Source organism: Fontivita pretiosa (genome assembly GCF_050410795.1).
Classification (GTDB): domain Bacteria; phylum Planctomycetota; class Phycisphaerae; order Tepidisphaerales; family Tepidisphaeraceae; genus Fontivita; species Fontivita pretiosa.
Window position 1 is genome coordinate 204,411 of the sequence record NZ_CP191258.1, and the last position, 16,741, is coordinate 221,151.

The window sequence follows — 16,741 nt, forward strand, 5'->3', positions numbered from 1 at the left end:
CATCACCCACCGGAACCACCATCCGCGCTGCACCACAAACAACATCACAAAGAACAGGCAAAAACCGAGGAACAGCCCGGCTCCCAGCAGATGCTCTTTGCGGCTGGGGGCGCGAAACCAGCGTTGGTCGGCTACTTGACCGACGGGCGAAGTTCCGGCTGCGGTATCAGTCTGCGACCACACGCCCGCCATCGTACCACGATAGGCCCGGCACTGCGCCGGTATGTCATCCACGGTGTGTCAAGCTTCCGGCTGCGCGCCGCCGCACGAGGATGAGCGGCTCAACCATCAACCGGTTTTTGGCTCGGTGACAGGTTCGGCCTGATCTTTGTCGGCGGTGGTGACAGGAATGCGGCCAGTCAGGACTTGTTCCTCGAGCACGGGCTGGCCGTTGCCCACGTCTTCGGTGGCGGCGGTCGCGATGCCGGAGATCGAGCGAACCACCGGCAGCCCGGTCCAGGAATCGTGCAGCGCCGCGCTGAGCTTGGATGCGGGCGTGCTCTTGTGCTCCGGAGGCAGCGCCAGCCGCACCGTACGCTGCTTGGAATAGATCCGCTTGCGCGCCAGGTACAGCAGCTCTTCATTGATCCGGCGGTTGCGACCGAGCATATCCGCCAGCAGCGCCAGCGTGCCGATCACGAAACTCAGGGTGATCAACGCGCCGGAGATCGTGATGAACGACGTAAATGGCGTGGTCTTGGTGCGATATAGATACCAGCCGGTGACGAACAGCCCGAACATCAACCCCGGGATAAAGAACCCCAGTGCGATCATGCCGAAGAACTTCAACGGCTGAATGTCGCGCATGGCGCGCAGGATGATCGGCAGAGAGCTGATGGCATACCGGGTAATGCTCGAGGCCACGCGGCTGCTGCCGTGCTCGCGCACGCCTCGCACCTTCAGGGGCACTTCGGCGATTCGCAGCCCTTTGCTGAACAGGTCGATAAAGCATTCCTGGGTATAGGTGAAGCGACCAAACAGCGTCAGCCGGTATGCCGCCTCGCGGTTGAAGGCGCGGAACCCGCAGCTTACGTCGGTAAAGTTCGTTCCGCCGCACACCCAGTTGATGATCCTGGTCACGATCCGGTTGCCATAGAACTTGATCCGGGGCATGTCCGGGTAGTACTGCGGATCGGCAAACCGGGTGCAGGTGACGAAATCGGCCTCGTCCCGAAGCAACGGCTCGACGAGCTTGGCGATGTCGGCGGGGTTGAATTGCCCGTCGCCGTCTATGTTGACGATGATATCCGCGCCGCGGCGCATGGCCCGCTCGAAGCCGGCGCGAAAGACGGCGCCCAGTCCCGGCCGACCATGCAGGTTGATCACAATCGCCCCGGCGCGGGCAGCCACCTCGGCGGTGCGGTCGGTCGAGCCGTCGTTGACGACGATCACTTCCGTTTCCGAAATGCCGGGTATGTCCCGCGGCACGCCGCTGACCACCTGGCCAATCGTCTTCTCCTCATTCAGGGCAGGGATCGTCACAACGAGTTTCATGAGCTCCTTCCCGTTGGCAGCCGTCCCGGCTCGCCCCAGGTCTTCCCGGCAGTCCCTGCTTTCCCATGCGCAAGGGCATAGAACAGAAAATCTAGCATCAGCCGTCCAGACCGACAAGCCACGCAATTGTTCACGCCAGAGCGCCGAATCGGTCAGGGACGGCCCCTATAGACGACAGCAGGAGCATGGCAATTTCCGATTACCGACGGTTCCGATTACCGGCGGTCGGAGGATCGCAGTCCAAGCGCTGCGATTGCAACACCGCCGCTGAACCCGGGATCGGGGGATCAGGACATGCTTGTCGGAGGCCAAGCCGGGAACTCCCACCGCGTTTTCTTTTCGGATCGTGGGCATCTGCCCCGGCACGCTCTCTTGCCTCGGGGTCGATCGCTTCATATACTTCCGCGGCTTATGCCAACGATCAACCAGTTAATCAAAAAGCCCCGGCGGCCACTGCCGAGGATCAACAAGGTCAAGGACCTGGAGGCCTGCCCCCAGAAGAGGGGCGTATGTCTCCAGGTCAAGACGATGACCCCCAAGAAGCCGAACTCGGCCCTGCGGAAGATTGCCCGCGTACGACTGAGCAACGGCCGCGAGGTCACTGCGTACATTCCTGGCGAGGAACACAACCTTCAGGAACACTCGATCGTGCTGGTCCGAGGCGGGCGCGTGCGCGACCTGCCGGGCGTGCGGTACCACATCATCCGCGGCGCCCTGGATGCGCTGGGCGTGGAGGGACGCAAACGCGGGCGGAGCAAGTACGGCACCAAACGTGGCAAGTAACCGCGCGGCATCCCGTGCCCGGCACGCGGCCGCCGTTCAGCTTTCACGCTTCCCATGTGCCTTCTGGCCCAGCAATTCGTGGAAACGTCCAAAGAGGAGATCAAGCAGGGCTACACCGGGTTGATCTTCATGGGGCTGTTTTTCATCGCCCTGATCTTCCTGGCGATCTGGTGGTTGAAACGATCGGCATGACCAGCAACTGGCAACCGGCAACTGGCAAATAACCTATGGCGTACAAGAAATTCACCGCGAGCGAAAAGACTCTCAGGCCCGACCCACGCTTCAACAGCAAGCTTGTGAGCAAATTCATCAACGCCCTGATGTGGGACGGCAAGAAGACCGTCGCCCAGAAGGTCTTCTACAGCGCCATGGACCAGGTCGCCAAGAAGATGAAGGACGTGCCCCCGCTGGAGGTCTTTGAGACCGCCGTCAACAACGTCAAGCCCTATGTGGAGGTACGGTCCCGGCGCGTCGGCGGCGCCAACTACCAGGTCCCCATGCAAGTCAACAAGCGACGCCAGCAGAGCCTGGCCTTCCGCTGGATCATCCAGGCGTGCCGGGAATCGGGCGGCAGGCCCATGGCCGATCGCCTGGCCGATGAGCTCATCGCCGCCTACAAAAAGGAAGGCAAGGCCATCGCCACACGGGAAAACACGCACCGTATGGCCGAAGCCAACAAGGCCTTCGCCCACTTCGCGTGGTGAGCACCGCGCGAAGCCGCCGCTGCCTTCGCCTTGGAACCCACGATTTCGGTCGTGGGTTTTTGTTTTGGCCAGGTCCGCCCCCGCCAGCGTACCCGTCCGCCCCGCCGCCGGCACTGGACAGCACCCGCCACAGTGCTGAATATTCAGCGCTGCGATGACCCGCTCGCATGAGCATCCTGTTCCAGGCGGCGCGGCGACTTCCTGGCCCGCCCAGGTCGCCGATCGCATCCGCCGCATTTACGAATTTCATCAATCGACCAAGCTCAGCGAAGCCACCATCCATCAGCAGCTTCCGCTGCCCGAGCCGCCACCGGAACCGCCGGCCAGCGGGCCATTTGATTCCCTGCCAAAGCTCGAGCTGCCCACCAGCCTGGTTGCCGTGGATGTCCAGACGCTCTCGTTGCTCAACGACGCCCGGGATGCGCTGATCCACAACCAGATCGACCCGGTTCACGACATCCGCACGCTGGCGACATGGCTCTACCTGGCCGACGGACTGGTGCGGCAAGCGCAGCGCGGCGGTGGCGTGAGCTGGCATCGAACCGTCCCCAGCAACGCGCAGCGCTATCCCTGCGAGATCTACGTGTTGGCCCTGGACGTGGGAGCAATCGAACCCGGATTCTACCACTACAGCCCGCGGGATTTTGCACTTCGCAAGCTGCGCGACGGCGAATCGACGCTGGCACAACTGCGGCTGGGCGGACGCGGCAGCCAGCTACGCCGCGAGTTCGACTTCCTGCTGCATTGCCCCGCCGCCGTGTTGGTCTCGAGCGTGTTCAGCCGATCCACCCGCTACTGGCGGCAGCGCGGTTACCGCGCAGCGCTGCTCGATGCCGGACACCTGATTGAGAATCTCGTGCAGACGGGCACCGCCCTGGGCATGGAGCTTTCCGTCACGCTGAACCTGCCGGCCGGCACGATGCGACGGCTCATCGGCCTCGGTTCAGATCCGCCATTCGAGCATGCCGAAGCGGTCCATGCGATGCTCGCCTGGGGCCAGCGGATGCACACGCCGCTTGCCCCCGGCCTGCCGCCACCGCCCGAGCCGATGCCGCTGCTGGCCCGCCCCACGCCAACTTCCCCGGTCGAGCCGATGCCCTCGGTCTGGCAGACACAGGAAGATTGTGTCGCCGGCAGCGATTCGATGATCATCGAGATCCTTCCGCCGCTGACGGAGCTGACGCCTCTGCCGGCGAATATGCCTGCCTACGAACGCCCCATGGTCCAGGAGCCGCAGGGCGGGCTGCCGCTGCTGACACTGCTGACCCGACGTCCCCGCGCCAGGGCGTTCCACCAACAGCCAATCCCGCGCGACGCGGTGCTGGCGATCAGCCGGCTGTCGCTGCGGGGCGGCACGTATTACCCGCTTCGGCCCGACGGCCGCCACGCCGGTTTGGTCCGCCCCTTCTGGATCATCCATCAGGTCACCGGCATGGACCCGGGCATCTGGTATTACGATCCCGTTACCGATCGGTGGACGCAACTGTCACGGGGAAGATTCCGTCTGGATGCGGCGTATCTGTCGGCCGACCACCCCGCTGCCATGAACGCCGCCGCCATCTGTTTTCTGATGGTCAACCTCAATCACCTGCTCGTACACGCAGGGCCGGATGTGTATCGGCTGGCGCACCTGGAGGCCGGTATCGTCGCCCACCGCATGGATCTGACCGCCGCCGCCCTGGACCTGGGCGCCGTGCTCAACGCCCGTTTCTTCGACGACGACGCCCGCCGCTTCTTCGGCCTGGAACACACGGGCTGGGAATTCCTCTACGAGGTCATGTTCGGCGTGCCGGACGATCAATTCCACCCGCCTCCGCCAACGATCGCGGTTCCCGAAGAAGAACAGAGCCAGCAGTAGCAGCGGATGCGGACCGGGCGATTGGTCCCGAATTTACAGGGCGGGTCGGGAGCATTTTTCAGGGTCCGGAGAATGCTCCCGACCCCTGAGAATTCCCTCCGGCTTGGGCATGCCCAGGCGAACACGCAGCTTTTTCAGCAGCCGGCCCATCGTTGTGCGGCTGATCGTCTCGTGCCCGCGTTCGCACATGACCCGGATCATCTGTTCCTGCGCCCAAGTCGGCGGGCGATGCCCGTGATCCAGTGGCGTGCCCTCAAGCACCGCCAGCAGATCCGCCGCGTACGATTCGTCCACCTTGGCCACGCCGTTGTGCTCGCGGCGGTCCACCGGACCGGACTGGCCAAAGTCGCGCCATCGCGCCCGCGTGCGTTTGACCGTCGCGACGCTGGTGCCCAGTTCCGCGGCGATCTGCTTCTGGGTCTTGCCCGCCGCGGTGTGAATCACGATCATGTGTCGCGTTCGAAGGGCTGCATCGCGTGTCCTGCTCGCCGCCCGCAACAACCGCCTACGCTGCGGCCGGCTGAGCACAATCGAAATCCGTTTCATTGTGGTGTTCCTTTCTCCTCCAGACGCAACTGGAGTGGAACACCACTTTTACCGCATGGCTCACATGGGCGCGCGTTTATTTAGAAAGCCTCGGAAGACTGCGTTACCGGCAAAATCAACGAAAGCCGGACTCGCATCGACCTCAACCTCAAGCGGCGAATTTGACTCCATCTTGGAACATCACTGCGGCGATGACCTCGGGCAGCACGGGGCTGCCGTTCAGTTTCCGCCAGTGATTCTGGGCCGATTCCGCCAGCTTGAACCGCATCGCCAGGCACGGGCTGCGGCTACGGGTCATGGCGAAATCATTGCGGCGACTCGACGCTTTTCACCTCGACCTGAGCGTTGTTCGAAAGTTCTTCCAGCACCTTCCTGGGCATGGTCGCCTTGAGGATGACTCGGCCGTCGTGGAAATGGCGGTCGCGGACCTGGCTGTGCTGCTCGATAAAGGCGATGAGCCGGCCGTTTGTGACGTCGGCTTCCAGGGTAACCTCAACCTGCTGCCCGCGGACATGCTGATAGACGGCCTCGTGGAGCCTGTCGATCCCCTGGCCAGTCTTGGCGCTGATGGGGATGGCGTCGGGGTGCAGCGTCCGCCAGGTATGGGCGTTATGCTCGCCTTCGGGCGTGTCGATCTTGTTCAGCAGCAGGATCTCGGGCTTGCCCTTGGCGCCGATCTCCGCCAGCACCTCGTGCACCGTGACGTACTGCTGATCGGCCTGGGGATGACCCACATCCAGCACATGCAGCAGCAGGTCAGCGTGGACGGCTTCCTCCAGCGTGGCCTTGAAGCTGGCGACCAGGTTGTGTGGCAGGTCGCGGACGAACCCGACGGTATCGCTGAGCAGCACTTCGGTGCCGCGATCCAGCTTCCAGGCGCGTGTCTTGGTATCCAGCGTCGCGAAGAGCTTGTCGTCGGCGTAGGTTCCGGCGGCGGTCAGGGTGTTGAACAGCGTACTCTTTCCGGCGTTGGTGTAGCCGACGATGCAGACGGTAAAGTGCTGTCGCGTACGTTCGGCAACCAGGCGGCTCTTTCGGGCCTGCACACGCTCGATCTGATCCTTGAGGCGTTTGATGCGTCGGCGGACCAGCCGGCGGTCGATCTCAAGCTGCTGTTCGCCCGGGCCGCGCGTGCCGATCCCCGCCGGCGCGCCGCCGGCGATTCGCTCCAGGTGGCCCCACATCCGCGTGAGCCGCGGATAGGTGTACTCGAGCTGCGCCAGCTCGACCTGAAGCTTTGCCTCGGCAGTGCGGGCGCGGGTGGCGAAGATGTCCAGAATCAGCTCCGAGCGGTCCAGCACCTTGATCCCCTCCAGCCGGGGCATCTGAAGGTATTCATTGATCAGCTTCTCAAGCTGCCCGATCTGGCTGGGGGACAGGTCGTTGTCAAAGACGATGACGTCGGCCTTGTTGGCGCGGGCCAGCTCGGCGATCTCGATGGCCTTGCCCCGACCGATGTACGTCGCCGGGTCCACCCGCGATCGCCGCTGGATGACCTGAGCGACGACCTTGGCGCCGGCGGTTCTGACCAGCGACGCCAGCTCGCCCAGCGGATCGCGCGGATCGGCGGTCGAATCCGGCGGGATCACTCCCACCAGGATAGCCCGCTCCTGCTTGACGGAAAGCTCGGTTCGTTTCAGTTCTGCCAAAAGTGTCTTGTCCTCCGTGCCATATCGTATGCGAGGCGGCGCGAGGCGTCACGCGAGCTGCGCGGGCGCCGGGGATGTGTTTGGTTCGCCCGGTGCCCGCTGGCGACCTAAGATCCACCCAGCGATGACCAAGTACATTCAGGGAGTCTTTCTGATGTGCGCCATGAGCCTTTTCGGCGGCGCGAGCTGCGCCAAGCCTTCCCACGCCGCCTCGGAACTGCCCCAGCCACAGACCGACCTGCCCACGACGCAGCCCGGCGCCACCGCCACCGCCGTCTTCGCCGGTGGCTGCTTCTGGTGCACCGAGGCGGTGTTCGAGCAGCTAAACGGCGTGATCGACGTGGTCAGCGGCTACGCCGGCGATACCCGTGAAAATGCCGACTACGAGAAAGTCAGCTCCGGCCAAACCAGACATGCCGAAGCCATCCAGATCACCTACGACCCTTCGAAGATCACCTATGGGCAGCTCCTGCGCGTCTTTTTCGCCACGCACGACCCGACCACCAAAGATCGCCAGGGTCCGGACTGGGGCCGGCAGTATCGCTCTGCGATCTTCTACGCCAATGATGAGCAGAAGCGTGTCGCCGAGGCGTACATCAAGCAGCTCAGCGAGGCCAGGGTCTTTGCCGCTCCGATCGTCACGACGGTGGAGCCTCTGGGTGCGGGCTTCTTCCCCGCCGAACAGTATCACCAGGACTTCGTCAAACTGCATCCGGATCATCCGTACGTCGTTCAGAACGCACTGCCGAAGGTACAGAAGCTGAAGCAGAAGTTTGCCGAGCAGATCAAGTCCGAGCGATAGTTCGCCGGCAAGTTTGCGGTTTAGCTCAGTGGAGCAGGCGCCTGTACATCACGGCCGGCTTGCAGTGCGGTGATGGCTCGCACGAGCCGGACGCTCGTGATACCGCAAGGGCGGATCTGGAAAATCGCCAGTCAGACTCCAGCCGGCAATGGCGCTGGCGCACCGCGGCGCTGCGGCAAGTCAGCACATATCCGCGCGATCCCCGGAATTTCCTTGCACTATGTGACGTCCGAAGGATAATCAGCCTTCGCATTTCCAACTTGCGTGTGCGTCCCTTCGCGCGTTTTCAGGGAAGAGAGGACCAATATGGCAGCGCTTCGCCGGATCGGATTGGGCGGTCGGTCACGGAGGCTCTCGGGGCGTTCATCGCAGGCCGATTCAGGCCTGTATCAGGGCGAGGCGCTGGAGCGACGAATGCTACTGAGCGTAGCGGTCGGGCACGATCTGCCCGTCGTGCCATTGCCGGATGGCCAGTCACCACCGTCCGTCGTAGACGACGCCACGGCGCAACAGATCGTTGAATTCGACCTGGCCACACGCACGCCGAGCATCCGGGCAAATCCCAGCACAGCGTCGGCAAAAGCCTCAGGCGGCGGCTACACCCCGGGCAACAGCGGCGCCGAGCTGGGCGTTTCCCTGCTGGGTCCGCCGGCGCCGGAGCAGCCCGGCCCCCAGGAGGCCACCGGCGCGCCCGGGTACATCTTCCCTCCCGATGGCCGCAGCCGCGTTGCTAACTCGGCGTTGACGACCTTCCCCTGGCGAACCATCGGTCGACTGTGGGTGCTCTGGCCCAACGGTTCCGAGAGCGCCTGCACCGCCGCCATGATCGGCCCGCGACATCTCTTCACCGCCGGGCACTGCATCTACGACGCCTCCAGGGGTGGGTGGGCCAGCCAGGCCTACTTCTCCGCCGGCCAGGACGGCTTCCGCATCAACGATCCCTACTGGAGCAACACCGACTTCAAACGCAGCGACTACCAGTACTACGGCGAGGCCCGCGCCACCTACTTCCGTTCCTACGTCGGCTGGACCAGCAGCGGCGACTGGAACTACGACATGGCCTTCGTCACCCTTGACCGCAACATCGGCAACTACACCGGCTGGATGGGCTATGGCTGGAACAATGACGACAACTTCTTCCAGAACCTGCTGATGAACACGGCGGGATATCCCGGCGATCTGACCCCCAACGAGCTGGACATGTATCACGTCGCCGACCAGATCACCTCCGTCAATACCCTGAATCTCCAATCCAACCGGATCGACATCTGGCCGGGGCAGAGCGGCAGCCCCGTGTGGTATTACGACGGAACCAACCGCTACATGTACGCCACGGTCTCCTCGCAATGGACTGATGGCAGCGGCAACCCGATCTACAACCAGTTCACGCGGATGAATCAGCAGCGCTACGACAACATCAACCAGTACAAGATCGATGACGGCGCCGTCACCGACTATCCAGACCTGGTCGATTACGACGAGTGGTTCAATTCCAACTTCGCCTTCCACACCAGCTCGATTCAGCGTGGCGGACAGATCAACATCACCAGCTACGTCCGCAATGTCGGCACGGCTTCGGCTGGCTCCTTCTACGTCAACTTCTACCTGTCCACCAACAACATCATCAGCACCGGCGATACGCTGCTGGGATCCGCCAGCGTCGCGTCGATCAGCCCCTTCAGTTGGGCCACCACCGCCTGGACCGGGAATGTCCCCACCCATATTACGCCTGGAACCTATTACCTGGGCTACATCATCGATGCGGGTAACAGCCAGTCGGAATTCGTCGAATACAACAACACCCGCCTGATCCCCGGAACGCTCAGCATCACCGCCATCAGCCCCGACCGCTTCGAGGCCAACAATTCGCTGGCCACCGCCACCAATTTCGGCACGATTGGCGGCACGCGACTCGAATCTGGACTTACCATCCATGAGCCGGGCAACGGCGACTACTACCGCTTTACCGCCGGCGCCGCAGGAACCCTCTCGGTCAATCTCTCCTTCAGCCACGCCCAGGGAGATGTCGATGTGCAGTTGCTCAATGCCGCCGGCACTTACCTGACTGGCTCGGGCAGCACCACCGACAACGAAAGCTTCACCTATCCCGTCTCCGCCGCCACGACCTATTACGTGTATGTCTATGGTTACGCCAGCGCGCTCAATCCCGGCTACAGCCTGAGCATCACCGCCCCCGCAGTTCCACCGGATCGCTTCGAGCCAAACGATTCGCTGGCCACCCCATACAACTTCGGCTCGCTGCTCACACGATCCGAAGCCGGGCTTTCCATCCATGCTCCCGGCAACGACGACTATTACCTGTTCACGCCCGGCGTCACCGGCAGGCTCGATGTGTCGCTGGCCTTCCTTCATCTCAACGGCGACATCGACGTGGTCCTGCGCGACACCGCCGGCAACTTCCTGGGCGGCTCTGGCGGCGTCGTCGATGGCGAGAGCTTCTCCGCCAACGTCCTGGCCGCACAGCAATATGTCCTGCACGTCTATGGCTACGCCGGCGCGATCAATGTCGATTACTCGATGAGCCTTAACGTCGTCGCCGTGCCCACCGTTCTGACGCAAGGCTTCCACTACCTCACCGCGCCGCAGCGACTCACCTATCAGTTCAGTGAGAACGTCTCGGCCAGTCTTTCCACCGCCGACCTGACCCTCCAGAACCTCACGACCTCCACCACGGTGCCTGCCGGCAACGTCGCGCTCAGCTACAATGCCGCCACCAACACCGCCACCTTCACCTTCCCCGGATATCCGGGCGGCATTCTGCCCAATGGAAACTATCGCGCCACGCTGCTGGCCGCGGGGATCACCAACTCCTCCGGCACGCCCATGAGCGGCAACGTCGTCACCGACTTTTTCGCTCTCGCCGGCGACGCCAACCGCGACCGCATCGTCAACGTCCGCGATCTGTCGATCCTCACCGCCAACTGGCAGCAGTCTGGGCGCGATTTTTCCCAGGCCGACTTCAACTACGACACCGTCGTCAATCGGCTTGACCTGGACCTGCTGGCGATGAACTGGCAGGCCGCCCTGCCGATCCCCGCCAGCCCACCGCCGCTTGGCAGTCCTCTGCGAATCCCCGAGTCGCCCAAGCGCCTCACCGCCCCGCTGTTCAGCGCCGAGCGAATCGCCGAAGATGAGCTGGTGACAGTGCCGGGCTGAACCCGGCGTGATGGATCTGTGTCGGCGGATGGTGAAAGGATCGCGATCAGCCTGGCAAGTGCTCCACTTCGCGGCCCGCTGTGCGGTGGACGCGACGTATCCTTTCGCATGCGCGACCTCACCACACCCCGCATCCTCTACCTCAAAGCGATGTTGTTCGTGCTGGGCGGCGTGCTTGCCTCCACGGGCGTGCTCCTCGAATCGCCCACACTTCGCACCGCTACCCTGCTGTCCATCGCGATTTGGTGCTTCGCTCGCTTCTACTATTATTTCGCGTTTTACGTGATCGAGAAGTACGTCGATCCGACCTATCGCTTCGCAGGATTGCTGAGCTTGCTCTCGCATATGCTGCGACTGCGGAGAAGGCGATGATCGCCACTGACAACCAGAAGATCTCCTGCACCTACCGCAGCGCGAACGGATCGCGATCTTCCTGCGAAAGGATCAGCTTCAATCCCGGCAGGCGGCGGGATAGCTGCTGCGCAAGACGCCTGAGCACCGCCCGCTCGCTGTTGGAATGCAGCGTGCAGACGACGGTGACACCGGCCCGCGCCGCGCGAAGCGCGTCGTGATGACGAACCTCGCCGCTGAGGTACAGCTCGGCGTGCTGGGCGATCGCGTCGTTGAGCAGCTCCCCGCAGGCGCCGGCACAGACCGCGGCGCGGGTGATCTCGCCTTCGGTCGGACCCGCAACCAGCAGATGATCGATGTCCAGCTCGCGCTTGATTCGCTCGAAGATCGCAGCTCGTGGCGTCGGAGGCATGGTTCCGATCCGTCCCATGCCAACCCCTTCCGGCGCTGCCGCCAGCACGTTCAAATCGAACGCGGGCTCCTCGTACGGATGGTTCTGGCGCAGCGCGCGGATGACGCGATCGACGGCATCGATCGGCACGACCGTCTCCAGACGGACCTCCTCGACGCACTCCAGTCGCCCGCGCGTGCCGACGGCTGGCTCGGCGCCCTCCTCAGCGAAAAATGTACCTGACCCCTTTGTTCGGAAGCTGCACGAGGAGTAGTTGCCGATGCGTCCGGCGCCGGCGGCGAATAACGCGGCACTGAGCTTCTCCAGGTCCTTCTCCGGTACAAACGTCACCAGCTTGTACTGCGTGCTCCTGGGTTGCAAGAGTTTCAGCGGCCAACGATCCACCAGCCCCACTGCGTCGGCGAGCATGTCGTTGGTCCCGCCAGCGGCAACATCCAGCGCCGTGTGCGGCGAATAGATTGCCACCCCGCGTCGGATCGCGTCGAAGATCAACTCGCCCGGCCCCAATGACCTCACCCGCTTCAGCGGCTCGAAGATCGGCGGGTGATACGCGATCACCAGATCGCAGCCAAGCGACTGCGCCTCGGCTGCGACCTGCGGCGTGTAGTCGATGGTCAGGATCGCCGACGCAACCTCCTGCGACGGGTCGCCAACGAGCAGCCCAACGTTATCCCATGACTCGGCGTAGCGAGTCGGTGCGATTTGCTCCAGCGCGGTTAAAACGTCGCACAGCTTCATGCGATCGAAGCATACCGCTGGCATTGCGGGTACGGAACCCCTGCACGGGGCCGGCCGCCCGCCGCGGCTGTGGCCCGGGCACTTGTCGGATTCCCACGACCTCCGGCTCCGTGGCAACTTTGTCGTTGACTGCGCGGCGTCCGATAATGTACAGTATCTGCCGAGCACATTTGCGTTCACGTCTTGACGCAATGCATGGTTGACCAAGAGGCGAAGGAGCAAACGAAGGCTGTTCGCGTGACGTGCGCGAGCCAAGGCGCTGCTGTTGCGCGGCGGGCCCGAGGAACAGGAATCAGCACGGATGGCTGTCGCATGGCTGTGAATTATGTGACGGTACCGTGACGGGGCTTGACGGCGATCACGTCCGCCCGCACGCTCAGGTCATGCCTGAGCATCCTTCACAGCCCCGGAAACGGAAGTTGCTTCTGCGTGCCGCGGCGAAGATCAACCTGCATCTGCGGGTGGCGCCGCCCGACGAATCGGGCTATCACCCGCTGATGAGTTGGATGTGTACCGTCGGGCTCTTTGACACGTTAACGATCGAACGGGCCGAAGGTGGCGAGCAGCTCGAGCTGGCTGGAGCGAATCGCGGAGCGGATGACGCCCTGGTGCATCTGGAATGCGATGACCCTTCGCTGCCGCGAGACAAGACTAACTTGGCCGTACGCGCAGCGATGGCGGTGATCGAAGCCCTGCGGAGCGAGCAACAATCACCAGGCCAGTCCTGGCCGCACAACCCAACGCTGCTGCGGATACGCCTTGAGAAGCGGATTCCCGTGGGCGGCGGGCTGGGCGGGGGAAGCGCCGATGCGGCGCGCGTGCTGCTGGGGTTGAATCGGCTGCTGGATTTGAACTGGCCAATGGACCGGATCAGGGCAATCGCCGCCACGCTGGGCAGCGACGTACCGTTCTTTCTTGAAGGTCCCAGCAGCGTGGTGAGCGGGCGCGGGCAGGTGGTGCGGCCGTTGCCGCCGCCCAGGCCGCGATGGGTCGTGCTGGTGCTGCCCGGCTACGGCATCCCCACGCGCGACGTCTACCGCATGTTCGATGAGATGCGGCTGGGTGATCGCCGGGCGGTTGATGCTCAGCCCGACTGGAACCAGTGGGCCGAACTCTCGGCCGGCCCGCTGATGCAGCGGCTGATCAACGATCTCGAGCCGGCGGCGTTCGCGCTGTGTCCGCAGCTTGCAACGCTGCGCCAGCAGATCGAGCAGGCGCTGGGGCGGCCCGTACGCATGAGCGGCAGCGGCAGCAGCCTGTTCACGCTTTTCGATAAATTCGATGAAGCGCAGGACGCGGTGGCGCGTATTACCAATAGCTGGCCGGTCAGGGCACTGGCGACCACGGTGGCGCCGGAGCCTGACGATGACCTTGCCGATCGGAGCGACTGAGCCGCTGACGCCAAACAGCAGGTCGCCGCGCACGCGGCGAACTCGTCCGCGGTGCCGGACTGTCATTCACATCTGCGCCGGCCCGTTTGCCGACGAGACATCCCACATCTGTTGGGGTTCGTGACAATTGAGGAGCTGGTTTATGCAACTCTCGGAGATTCGCATCAACCTGTGCGGCAACCAGGGAGGCCGCCTCAAGGCGTTTTGTTCCCTCACATTCGACAACACCTTCGTGGTCCGCGATGTGAAGCTGATCGAAGGCAACGATGGGTTGTTCCTGGCGATGCCGTCGCGGAAGCTGTGCGACCGGTGCCGACGTTGCGGGGAAAAGAATCACCTGCGCGCCCGGTTCTGCAATCATTGCGGGGCACGCCTGGACGAGAACCGCTACCTGAAGTACCAGAGCGGCAACGGTGCGGCAAGACTGAAGCTGCATGCCGATATCGCTCATCCGATCAACGCCGAATGCCGGCTGGAGCTGGAGCGACGCGTGCTGCTGGCCTATCAGCAGGAGCTGGAGCGCAGCAAGCAGCCGGGTTACGTCCCGCAGCGGCTGGATCTGGACCTGGTGGATCTGGATGAGCACGAGCCGTACGACCCGCACCCGCCGATGCATCTGCGACCGACGGGTACCGACGCGCCGCACACGCATCAGTGAGTCGCCGCCCCGGCAGTCGGGATCTCGCCGGTCTGGTCCGCAAATTGCCGCTGTGAACTACTCCCACCCTGGGGCCCGTCGGATTCGGCGCGGAATCGTGGCGGGATGTACGCGCAATCGGGTTCGGCCGCCAGGGGGTCGCCATAGATCGCGTAGGCGCGAGCGCGGCTGCCGCCGCACAGCTCACGGTATTCGCACGCGCCGCACTTGCCACCCAGGCCCGATGCGTCGCGCAGCGCCCGGAATGTCGCCGCGTTCTGATAGACATCCACCACCGAATCCAAGGGAAACCTGCCGCAACAGATCGGCAGAAAGCCGCTTGGAAAAATCTCGCCGATGTGGCTGATGAACATGATCCCCTTGCCGTCGTTGGTGCCGATCTGCCCCGGGCCAATGCCGCGCGATCGAGCCGCGCCTGCGGCAGTGTCGGACAGCGCGCCGTCGCCGGCGGCACTGCGCAGACGCCTCTGTTGCTGGAGAATGAACCGGCGGTAATGCGGCGCTTCGGTCGTCTTGATCGGCAGGCCAAGACGCTGACTGCCCAGCCACAGCCGCTGGAACACCTGCTCGCACTGCTCGGCATCGAGGCGCAGATCCGCGCCGGCCCGCCCGGTTGGAACGATGAAAAAAACCGACCAGAGCACCGCGCGCAGCTCCGCTGCCAGCTCGAGCATCTGATCGATCTGATCAACATTGTGTCGTCCCACGGTAGTGTTGATCTGCACGGGCAGGCCGACGGCGTGCGCGTCGGCGATGATCTCCAGCGTTCGTCGAAAGCTGCCCGGCACGCCGCGAAACGCATCATGGGTGCGGGCGTCGGCGGCGTCGAGGCTGACCGCCAGGCGATGCAGCCCGGACCGGTGCAGCCGCGCGATCGCTTCCCGTGTCACCAGTGGCGTCGCCGAAGGGGTCATTGCAACCGGAAGGTTCCCGGCCGTGGCATATCCCACCAGATCGAACACGTCCTTGCGCTTCAGCGGATCGCCGCCGGTGAGCACGAGCATCGGCGGACGAGCAAAGCTCAGAAGCTGATCGACCAGCCGCCGCGCCTCGGCCGGCGAAAGCTCGTTCGGATCGCACGCTGGCTGCGCGTCGGCCCGGCAGTGCACGCACGCCAGGTCGCACGCCCGCGTCATCTCATAGAAGACGATCATCGGAGAGCTGTCAAAGTCGTGGCGCGTGTAAGTGTGCATGCGACCTCCTGGCCAAAGAAGACGAAGAGGCGACGGGAGGATCGACAAGTGTGCGATCTTTGCTTCTCCCGTTAATCCCGGACCGCGTAGCCGTCATCCCCGCGCCAACTGCTTCTCCGCCTGGATCGCCCGGGGAAACAGGATATTGTTTTCCTTGTGCACATGCTGGTGCATGTCGCGTTCAAGCTGGTGCAGGCTGTCGAACAGGGCGCGGTAGGTGTTGCACGCGTCGTCCGGCGCGGTGTAGTTGTTGCTCAGCAGGCGGATTCTCGACAGTGCATCGCCGGCGTCATCGTGCTCGCGGATCATCACCGCAATCGGATTGCTCACGCTGCCACAGTGAAACTGCGGCAGGCGATCGGCGTTCTCGAGCTGCCGGCACATGGGAAACAGAATCCGCTCCTCTTTGATCATGTGGCTCTCCAGCTCGGCCTTGAACGAGGCGAAAATGTCGCGGATTTGAATCAGCTCGGGCCGTCGCTGGCCGTGGCGGCTGGCGACTTTGCTGGTAAGAAACTCCAGCCGGGGCAACTCCTGCTTGAGATAGGCATGGTGGGTCTGCTCGATGTGATCGCACAGTTCGCTGAGCGAAGCCGTGGCCCAGTCGCGTTGGCCATCGGGCTGTGAGTCTGCGGCGTCCTGCTCGCGCTGAAGCTCAGCCAAAACGCCGTTGGCAGTCAGCCCCGCCTGCTCGATCGCCTCTCGCAGCGGTTTGCCTCCGCCGCAGCAGTAGTCGATGCCGAGCTTTTCGAAGACTCTGGCCCGCGAGGGGCGCTGAACGACCAACTGTCCAACCGTCTGGTCCAACAGTGCCTGGGTTGCCTGACTCATGGTGGTGACTCCTTGAGATCTTCTCCCGGCCGCCCGTGGCCGCGCATGTGCCGGGAGCGACGCTTTGCCGCAAAAACTCAGCGACCGGGCATTGACCGATGAACCATAGCATGCTTTAATATGGATATCAAGGTCCAGAACTCGAGTTTTGTCG

Annotated in this window: 16 protein-coding genes; 9 read left to right on the plus strand and 7 right to left on the minus strand. The window is 63.6% G+C overall.

What is annotated here, in order from left to right:
* Nucleotides 1–288: 288 nt before the first annotated feature.
* The gene (locus tag ACQS5P_RS00830; protein WP_428939008.1) at nt 289–1,611 is read right to left on the minus strand and encodes a glycosyltransferase family 2 protein; all 1,323 of its coding nucleotides are present in this window, start codon (nt 1,609–1,611) and stop codon (nt 289–291) included.
* Nucleotides 1,612–1,905: 294 nt separating this feature from the next.
* Here ACQS5P_RS00830 and rpsL point away from each other — a divergent pair, with 294 nt between their 5' ends.
* From rpsL to ACQS5P_RS00850, 4 genes are all read left to right on the plus strand, one after another.
* Nucleotides 1,906–2,277 carry a 30S ribosomal protein S12 gene (gene rpsL, locus ACQS5P_RS00835; protein ID WP_428939009.1) on the plus strand — a complete coding sequence of 124 codons (372 nt, stop codon included), beginning with the start codon at nt 1,906–1,908 and terminating at the stop codon, nt 2,275–2,277.
* A gap of 54 nt (nt 2,278–2,331) precedes the next feature.
* A complete protein-coding gene (locus ACQS5P_RS00840) occupies nt 2,332–2,469 on the plus strand; it encodes a hypothetical protein (protein ID WP_428939010.1) in 138 nt (45 codons plus the stop codon).
* Between the two features lie 35 nt (nt 2,470–2,504).
* Nucleotides 2,505–2,981 carry a 30S ribosomal protein S7 gene (rpsG, locus tag ACQS5P_RS00845; protein WP_428939011.1) on the plus strand — a complete coding sequence of 159 codons (477 nt, stop codon included), beginning with the start codon at nt 2,505–2,507 and terminating at the stop codon, nt 2,979–2,981.
* Between the two features lie 154 nt (nt 2,982–3,135).
* Complete coding sequence (locus ACQS5P_RS00850; RefSeq protein WP_428939012.1) at nt 3,136–4,839, plus strand: nitroreductase family protein; 1,704 nt, start codon at nt 3,136–3,138, stop codon at nt 4,837–4,839.
* Between the two features lie 33 nt (nt 4,840–4,872).
* Here the strand turns inward: ACQS5P_RS00850 and ACQS5P_RS00855 are convergent, their stop codons facing one another.
* The 3 genes from ACQS5P_RS00855 to hflX form a co-directional block, all read right to left on the minus strand.
* Nucleotides 4,873–5,385 carry a helix-turn-helix domain-containing protein gene (locus tag ACQS5P_RS00855; protein ID WP_428939013.1) on the minus strand — a complete coding sequence of 171 codons (513 nt, stop codon included), beginning with the start codon at nt 5,383–5,385 and terminating at the stop codon, nt 4,873–4,875.
* Nucleotides 5,386–5,533: 148 nt separating this feature from the next.
* Nucleotides 5,534–5,683, minus strand: a complete 150-nt coding sequence (locus ACQS5P_RS00860; protein WP_428939014.1) for a hypothetical protein — start codon at nt 5,681–5,683, stop codon at nt 5,534–5,536.
* 7 nt (nt 5,684–5,690) lie between these two features.
* Nucleotides 5,691–7,034 carry a GTPase HflX gene (gene hflX / locus ACQS5P_RS00865; protein WP_428939015.1) on the minus strand — a complete coding sequence of 448 codons (1,344 nt, stop codon included), beginning with the start codon at nt 7,032–7,034 and terminating at the stop codon, nt 5,691–5,693.
* 124 nt (nt 7,035–7,158) lie between these two features.
* Between hflX and msrA the strand changes: the two genes are divergently transcribed.
* The 3 genes from msrA (at nt 7,159) to ACQS5P_RS00880 (ending at nt 11,385) form a co-directional block, all read left to right on the plus strand.
* On the plus strand, nt 7,159–7,836 hold the full coding sequence (msrA, locus tag ACQS5P_RS00870; RefSeq protein WP_428939016.1) for a peptide-methionine (S)-S-oxide reductase MsrA: 678 nt from the start codon (nt 7,159–7,161) through the stop codon (nt 7,834–7,836).
* Between the two features lie 306 nt (nt 7,837–8,142).
* Complete coding sequence (locus ACQS5P_RS00875; protein WP_428939017.1) at nt 8,143–11,013, plus strand: CARDB domain-containing protein; 2,871 nt, start codon at nt 8,143–8,145, stop codon at nt 11,011–11,013.
* Nucleotides 11,014–11,121: 108 nt separating this feature from the next.
* The gene (locus ACQS5P_RS00880) at nt 11,122–11,385 is read left to right on the plus strand and encodes a hypothetical protein (protein WP_428939018.1); all 264 of its coding nucleotides are present in this window, start codon (nt 11,122–11,124) and stop codon (nt 11,383–11,385) included.
* Nucleotides 11,386–11,416: 31 nt separating this feature from the next.
* On the opposite strand, the gene ACQS5P_RS00885 is transcribed toward ACQS5P_RS00880, so the two are convergent.
* Complete coding sequence (locus tag ACQS5P_RS00885; protein WP_428939019.1) at nt 11,417–12,538, minus strand: Nif3-like dinuclear metal center hexameric protein; 1,122 nt, start codon at nt 12,536–12,538, stop codon at nt 11,417–11,419.
* A 395-nt stretch (nt 12,539–12,933) separates the two neighbouring features.
* Here ACQS5P_RS00885 and ispE point away from each other — a divergent pair, with 395 nt between their 5' ends.
* Nucleotides 12,934–13,905, plus strand: coding sequence for a 4-(cytidine 5'-diphospho)-2-C-methyl-D-erythritol kinase (ispE, locus tag ACQS5P_RS00890; protein WP_428939020.1), 972 nt, complete (start codon nt 12,934–12,936; stop codon nt 13,903–13,905).
* Nucleotides 13,906–14,047: 142 nt separating this feature from the next.
* Nucleotides 14,048–14,563 (plus strand): septation protein SpoVG family protein, encoded by a 516-nt coding sequence (locus ACQS5P_RS00895; RefSeq protein ID WP_428939021.1) that lies wholly within the window; start codon nt 14,048–14,050, stop codon nt 14,561–14,563.
* On the opposite strand, the gene ACQS5P_RS00900 is transcribed toward ACQS5P_RS00895, so the two are convergent.
* Entirely contained in the window at nt 14,557–15,756 is a 1,200-nt protein-coding gene (locus ACQS5P_RS00900; protein ID WP_428939022.1) for a TIGR04053 family radical SAM/SPASM domain-containing protein, read from the minus strand. The genes ACQS5P_RS00895 and ACQS5P_RS00900 overlap by 7 nt on opposite strands.
* Nucleotides 15,757–15,849: 93 nt before the next feature.
* Nucleotides 15,850–16,587 carry an iron-sulfur cluster repair di-iron protein gene (ric, locus tag ACQS5P_RS00905; RefSeq protein WP_428939023.1) on the minus strand — a complete coding sequence of 246 codons (738 nt, stop codon included), beginning with the start codon at nt 16,585–16,587 and terminating at the stop codon, nt 15,850–15,852.
* Between the last annotated feature and the right edge of the window lie 154 nt (nt 16,588–16,741).

Bases quoted from the DNA above. Each gene is read 5' to 3' on its own strand.
- rpsL (WP_428939009.1), top strand. From the start codon at position 1,906: ATGCCAACGATCAACCAGTTAATCAAAAAGCCCCGGCGGCCACTGCCG.
- ACQS5P_RS00840 (WP_428939010.1), top strand. From the start codon at position 2,332: ATGTGCCTTCTGGCCCAGCAATTCGTGGAAACGTCCAAAGAGGAGATC.
- rpsG (WP_428939011.1), top strand. From the start codon at position 2,505: ATGGCGTACAAGAAATTCACCGCGAGCGAAAAGACTCTCAGGCCCGAC.
- ACQS5P_RS00850 (WP_428939012.1), top strand. From the start codon at position 3,136: ATGACCCGCTCGCATGAGCATCCTGTTCCAGGCGGCGCGGCGACTTCC.
- ACQS5P_RS00855 (WP_428939013.1), bottom strand. From the start codon at position 5,385: ATGAAACGGATTTCGATTGTGCTCAGCCGGCCGCAGCGTAGGCGGTTG.
- ACQS5P_RS00860 (WP_428939014.1), bottom strand. From the start codon at position 5,683: ATGACCCGTAGCCGCAGCCCGTGCCTGGCGATGCGGTTCAAGCTGGCG.
- msrA (WP_428939016.1), top strand. From the start codon at position 7,159: ATGACCAAGTACATTCAGGGAGTCTTTCTGATGTGCGCCATGAGCCTT.
- ACQS5P_RS00875 (WP_428939017.1), top strand. From the start codon at position 8,143: ATGGCAGCGCTTCGCCGGATCGGATTGGGCGGTCGGTCACGGAGGCTC.
- ACQS5P_RS00880 (WP_428939018.1), top strand. From the start codon at position 11,122: ATGCGCGACCTCACCACACCCCGCATCCTCTACCTCAAAGCGATGTTG.
- ACQS5P_RS00885 (WP_428939019.1), bottom strand. From the start codon at position 12,538: ATGCCAGCGGTATGCTTCGATCGCATGAAGCTGTGCGACGTTTTAACC.
- ACQS5P_RS00895 (WP_428939021.1), top strand. From the start codon at position 14,048: ATGCAACTCTCGGAGATTCGCATCAACCTGTGCGGCAACCAGGGAGGC.
- ACQS5P_RS00900 (WP_428939022.1), bottom strand. From the start codon at position 15,756: ATGCACACTTACACGCGCCACGACTTTGACAGCTCTCCGATGATCGTC.
- ric (WP_428939023.1), bottom strand. From the start codon at position 16,587: ATGAGTCAGGCAACCCAGGCACTGTTGGACCAGACGGTTGGACAGTTG.